Annotated in this window: 4 protein-coding genes and 1 pseudogene; 1 reads left to right on the top strand and 4 read right to left on the bottom strand. The window is 71.2% G+C overall.

Features of this window, described 5'->3' with window-relative positions:
* From AOK16_RS16145 to AOK16_RS16160, 4 genes are all read right to left on the bottom strand, one after another.
* Positions 1 to 1,388: cytochrome ubiquinol oxidase subunit I (locus AOK16_RS16145; RefSeq protein ID WP_055472940.1), on the bottom strand; the 1,388-nt coding region annotated here is incomplete at its 3' end.
* Between the two features lie 279 nt (positions 1,389 to 1,667).
* Positions 1,668 to 3,554 (bottom strand): glycoside hydrolase family 15 protein, encoded by a 1,887-nt coding sequence (locus tag AOK16_RS16150; RefSeq protein ID WP_055472941.1) that lies wholly within the window; start codon positions 3,552 to 3,554, stop codon positions 1,668 to 1,670.
* A 132-nt stretch (positions 3,555 to 3,686) separates the two neighbouring features.
* Positions 3,687 to 4,115 (bottom strand): DUF7144 family membrane protein, encoded by a 429-nt coding sequence (locus AOK16_RS16155; RefSeq protein ID WP_055472942.1) that lies wholly within the window; start codon positions 4,113 to 4,115, stop codon positions 3,687 to 3,689.
* Between the two features lie 119 nt (positions 4,116 to 4,234).
* Positions 4,235 to 4,660 carry an SHOCT domain-containing protein gene (locus AOK16_RS16160; RefSeq protein ID WP_055472943.1) on the bottom strand — a complete coding sequence of 142 codons (426 nt, stop codon included), beginning with the start codon at positions 4,658 to 4,660 and terminating at the stop codon, positions 4,235 to 4,237.
* A gap of 208 nt (positions 4,661 to 4,868) precedes the next feature.
* Here AOK16_RS16160 and AOK16_RS16165 point away from each other — a divergent pair.
* A pseudogene (locus AOK16_RS16165) lies at positions 4,869 to 5,247 on the top strand (hypothetical protein); the annotation flags it as partial.

Consider the following 5,247-nt stretch of genomic DNA (forward strand, 5'->3'; position numbering starts at 1 on the left):
GTGTGGGTCTCGGGGGCGGCGGGCCGCGGGTCGGGGCTCGCGTCCCTGGTGCGCCATCGGGTGCGCATCGCGAGGAGGACGGCCAGGAACGCGCCGAAGAGGGCCACGTAGACCGCCACGACGATGCCGAGCATGGCCCACAGCGCGGCGGGGCGGGTGGTGGTGACGGCCTCCGAGACGCGCATCGACTCGTAGACGATCCACGGCTGGCGGCCCACCTCGGTGGTGATCCAGCCGCATTCCACGGCCACCAGCGAGGCGCCGCCCGCGCAGGCGGCGCACCGGAAGAACCAGCGCGAGGCGGGCAGATCGCGCCGCCGCCACCAGCACCACGCGTACCAGAGGGCGAGCAGCACGAGGATGGAGCCGATGATCGCCATGAGGTCGAACGCCCAGTGGACGATGGTGGCCTGAACGGCCGTCGGGCGCTGGTCGGCCGGGACGGAGGTCAGCCCGGTGACCTCGGTGTCCGGGCTGAACCCGGCCAGCATCGAGTCCAGCCAGGGGATCTTGATGCCGCCCGAGATCGAGCCGTCGGGGTTCATCCGGCCGAACAGGTACTCCGGGACGTGGGTGTCGGTCTTCCACACCAGTTCGGCCGCCGCGAACTTGACGGGCTGGTGGTGGAAGACCTCGCGGGCGACCGTGTCGCCGACCAGGAACTGGACGGGGGTGGTGAGGGCGGCGACGGTGAAGGGGAGGGTGAAGCCGAGCCGGTGGTAGCGGTCGCGGCGGCCGCGCAGCCAGCCGACGGCGTAGACGCCGGCGACGACATAGCCGGCGGTGAGGATCATCGCCAGGACGAAGTGCCAGTACTCGGGCCCGAGCATGGGCGTGAAGACCGCGCGGCGCAGGTCGACGTCGACCGGCCGACCCGAGGAGTCGAGGGTGAAGCCGCGCGGGGTGTTCATCCACGCGTTGGCGGCGATGATGCCGAAGGCGCCCATCAGGGCGGCGGCGGGCAGCGGCAGGCCGAGCCAGAAGTGGTGCCAGGGCCTGAGCCGGTTCCAGCCGTAGAGGTAGATCGCGATGAGCACGGCCTCCAGGAAGAAGGCCCAGGCCTCCACGCCGAAGCCGATCCCGAAGACGTCGCCCCAGCGCCCCATCATTCCCGGCCACAGCAGGCCGAACTCGAAGGACAGCACCGTGCCGGTGACGATGCCGACGGCGAACTGCACGGCCATGACCGCCGACCAGCGGCGCGCGAGCAGCAGCGCGTCGGCGTCCTGGCGGCGCAGGCCGCGGTGGTGCATCAGCAGCGTGAGGAAGGGGAGGGCGACGCCGAAGGGGACGAGGAGGATGTGCGTGGCGAGGGTGAAGGCCATCAGCTGCCGCGCGGGGAGCGTCTGTTCCGGGCCGGCGGCCATCAACTCCATGACGGCGTCCATGCGGGCGAGGAAACCGTACGGGTTGCGGGTCGGACCCGCCCCTGGTGCGGCGAGTCGGCCGGATGTCCTGCGGACGGGCTAATGGGGTTCTGCCGGGGCGCTGCCGCGGGGGGCGCAGGGAGTTGCGGTGGGTTCGGCACCGCCGGGCTCCGGCGTCGGGGTGCTCGCCGTTGCGGCGGGATCTTTCCTGGGGGACTTCGTCCCCCCAGACCCCCATGGCGGGGGCCTTGGGGCTCGGCCCCGCGGCTGGGGCTCGCCGGGACTTCGTCCTCGCCCCTGCTACAGCCTTCGCTGGGGTGGGCGGTTGAGGGCCTCGTCCAGGGTCAGGGCGGTGTCTATGAGGCCCAGGTGGGTGAAGGCCTGGGGGAAGTTGCCCAACTGTTCACCGGTGACGGCCACTTCCTCGGAGTACAGGCCCAGGTGGTTGGCGTAGGTCAGCATCTTCTCGAAGACCAGGCGGGCCTGGTCGAGTTGGTCGGCGCGGGCCAGGGCGTCCACGTAGAAGAACGTGCACAGCGAGAACGTGCCCTCGGAGCCGCGCAGCCCGTCGGGGGAGGCCGAGGGGTTGTAGCGGTAGACGAGGCTGTCGGAGACCAGCTCCTCGTCCATCGCCGTGAGCGTCGCCCCCCACATCGGGTCGTGCGGCGCGATGAACCCGACGGTGGACATCCGCAGCAGCGAGGAGTCCAGCACGTCCGTGCCGTAGTGCTGGACGAACGCCTGCCGGTCCGGGTTCCAGCCGCGGTCCATGATCTGGGCGTAGATCCCGTCCCGCTGGGTGATCCAGTCCAGTAGTTGGGCGGGGCGGCCGCGTTCGGTGGAGAGGCGGACCGCGCGGTCGAGCGCGACCCACGACATCAGCCGCCCGTACGTGAAGTCCTGCCGCCCGCCGCGGGTCTCCCAGATGCCCTCGTCGGGCTGGTCCCAGTGCCGGGTGAGCCAGTCGACGATGGTGCCCAGCGACGTCCAGCCCTTGTGGTCGAGCTGGATGCCGCGCTGGTCGGCGAAGTAGATGCTGTCCAGCGCCTCCCCGTAGATGTCCATCTGCAGCTGGGTCGCGGCGCCGTTGCCGATGCGTACGGGGCGGGAGCCGCGGTAGCCCTCCCAGTGGTCGAGGGTCTCCTCGACCAGCTCGGAGGAGCCGTCGACCCGGTACATGGTGTTCAGCGGCCCGGCGCCGCCCGCCTGCTCCCGTACGCGGTCGCGCAGCCAGTCGATGAACGCCGCGGCCTCCTCGGTGAAGCCCAGCTTCAGCAGCGCGTAGACGGAGAAGGAGGCGTCCCGGATCCAGGTGTAGCGGTAGTCCCAGTTCCGCTCGCCGCCGACCTGCTCCGGCAGCCCGCCGGTGGGCGCGGCCACCACCGCCCCGCTCGGCGCGTACGTCATGAGCTTGAGGGTGATCGCCGAGCGCTCCACCGACTCCCGCCACCTCCCGGTGTACTGGGAGCGGGCGAGCCAGAGGCGCCAGTAGCGGACGGTGTCCTCGAAAAGGCCCTGGAACTCGTCGGCGTGGATCTCGCGCGGCGGGCACTCGGCGAAGGACTCCAGGACGAGGCCGCGCTGCTCGCCCGCCACCAGCGGTATCCAGCCGTGGAGTTCGCCGCCGCTCTCGTTGTCGACGGCGGTCACGCGCGCGGGCCGGGCGTCCGTGGCCTCGCGCACCGAGTGCACGGTCAGCTCCATGCCGTCGGGGAAGCCGTCGGTCGGGTCGCAGACGAACACGGCCCCGGAGTCGTACGCCTCGACGCGGTGGTGGGCGCGGCCGTAGTCGAAGCGCGGGGCGAGCCGCACGTCGAACTCCATGCGCCCGCGCACACAGCGGAACATCCGCACCAGCCGGTGGCGGCGGGTGACCTCCCGGCCGGTGCACACGGGCATGAAGTCGACCACCTCGCCCGCGCCCTCCTCGGTCATGAACCGGGTGATGAGAATGGCCGTGTTGGGGTGGTAGAGCTGCTTGGCCGTGTACGCGCGCTGGGCGGGCCGCACCCGGAACTCGCCGCCGCTCCGGGCATCCAGTAGCGAGCCGAAGACGCTCGGTGAGTCGAACCGGGGGCAGCAGAACCAGTCGATGTTCCCGTCCGTCGAGACCAGGGCGGCGGTCTGCAGATCGCCGATCAGCCCGTGGTCGGCGATGGCCGGGTACGGGGACCCACCGCCGGTCACGGGGCACGCTCGGGGAGCGCCTGCCTGATGTCCATCCGGCCTCCTTCGGGACGACCGCGTCAGGTTTCGCGACGGTCAGGTTTCGAGGCGGTCAGGGTCCCCGCCGGTCAGGTGTCCCTGCTTTCGAGACGGTCAGGTGTGCCCGCGTTTGACCGTGCACAGCGCCCAGATGATGAACGCGTACAGGGCCACCAGGATCAGCGACCACAGCGGATGCCACGGCAGGGAGAGGAAGTTGACGATCAGGGCGAGGCTCGCGAGGACCACGCCGGCGGTCCTGGCCCATGCGGGCGCGGCCTTGAGCAGGGCCAGGCCCACCAGGAAGACCAGCAGGCCGAGGATCAGGTGCATCCAGCCCCAGCCGGTGAGGTCCCAGCGGAAGACGTAGTCCTTGGTGGCGACGAAGACATCGTTCTTGGCGATGCCCATGATCCCCCGGAAGATGCTCAGGAGACCGGTCACGGCCAGCAGGACTCCGGCGAACGTGGTTCCTCCGTTCGCCAGCCCCTGGTGCCTGTCGGGGTTGCGGGGATTCTGGGTAGTCGTGGCGCTCTGGCTCATGGCGACACCTCGTCAGTTCGGCTTCTCGGTTTCTCGGCCCGGTTTCTCGGGCTCGGGATCGGGATTGGGGATCGGGTATTGGAGGTCGGGGGTCGGGGGTCGGCTCAGGATCTTCGGGATCAGCTCAGGAGCTTCTGCTTGGCCTGGGCGAACTCCTCCTCGGTGATGTCGCCCCTGGCCTTGAGTTCGGAGAGCTTGGTCAGCTCGTCCGCGCTGCCGCCCCCGCCCGTGACCTGCTTGATGTACTCGTCGTAGGCGGCGCGCTTCTGCTTGGCGTGCTCGATCTCGCGCCTGCCCATGTCCTGGCCCCGCGCGATCACGTACACGAGCACACCCAGGAACGGGACGAACAGCACGAACAGCAGCCATCCGGTCTTCCCCCAGCCGCCCAGGTGGGGGTCGCGGAAGATGTCGAAGATGACCCGGAACAGCACCGACAGCCACAGGACCCAGAGGAAGAACCACATCACGGTCCAGAAGACCCCCAGCACCGGGTAGTCGTACGCCAGGCTCACGAGGCCGTCCGGGCTCACGAGACCGTCCATAGCGCACCTCCTGTCCGCGTCCGCCGCGTCGGCTCCTGTCCGTGTCCGTATCCGCCCACGTCGGGACGCCCGTCCACACTCCGCCCGGCGGTGTCCGGGGCGCCTCACCCGCCGTGGGTGAAATCCGGGACCCGGTGAAATCCGGGGGCCCGAGGAAATCCGGGGGACACGAGTTGAGGGGGTCCGCTGCCGGTCCTACCGTGGCCGTATGGGTGAACGCGGTGACCGGCGCCCTTCTGGGGGGCCGGTCCCGTCGGAGAAGATCACGGCCCCCGGGCCGGTGCCCTCCCTCGTGGCCCGGGAGCGGCTGTACGACGCGCTGGACGGCGGCCCCGACCGCCCGGCGGTCCTGGTCTGCGCCCCCGCCGGATACGGCAAGACGACGCTGCTCGCGGACTGGGCGGCCCGTACGCCGGAGGCCGTGGCCTGGGTGCGGCTCGACGCCGGGGACGACGACCCGGCCCGGCTCCGCGCGACCATCGCAGCGGCACTCCGGGCCGCGGCCCGCCCGCCCGGCGGCGGCCCGGTCCCCGCGACCCGGTCCCCCCGTGACCCTGCGCCGCACCCGCGGCAGGGGTCCGCTCGGC

This window comes from Streptomyces pathocidini, from assembly GCF_001418495.1.
Lineage (GTDB): Bacteria > Actinomycetota > Actinomycetes > Streptomycetales > Streptomycetaceae > Streptomyces > Streptomyces pathocidini.

Bases quoted from the DNA above. Each gene is read 5' to 3' on its own strand.
- AOK16_RS16160 (WP_055472943.1), bottom strand. From the start codon at position 4,660: ATGGACGGTCTCGTGAGCCCGGACGGCCTCGTGAGCCTGGCGTACGAC.
- AOK16_RS16155 (WP_055472942.1), bottom strand. From the start codon at position 4,115: ATGAGCCAGAGCGCCACGACTACCCAGAATCCCCGCAACCCCGACAGG.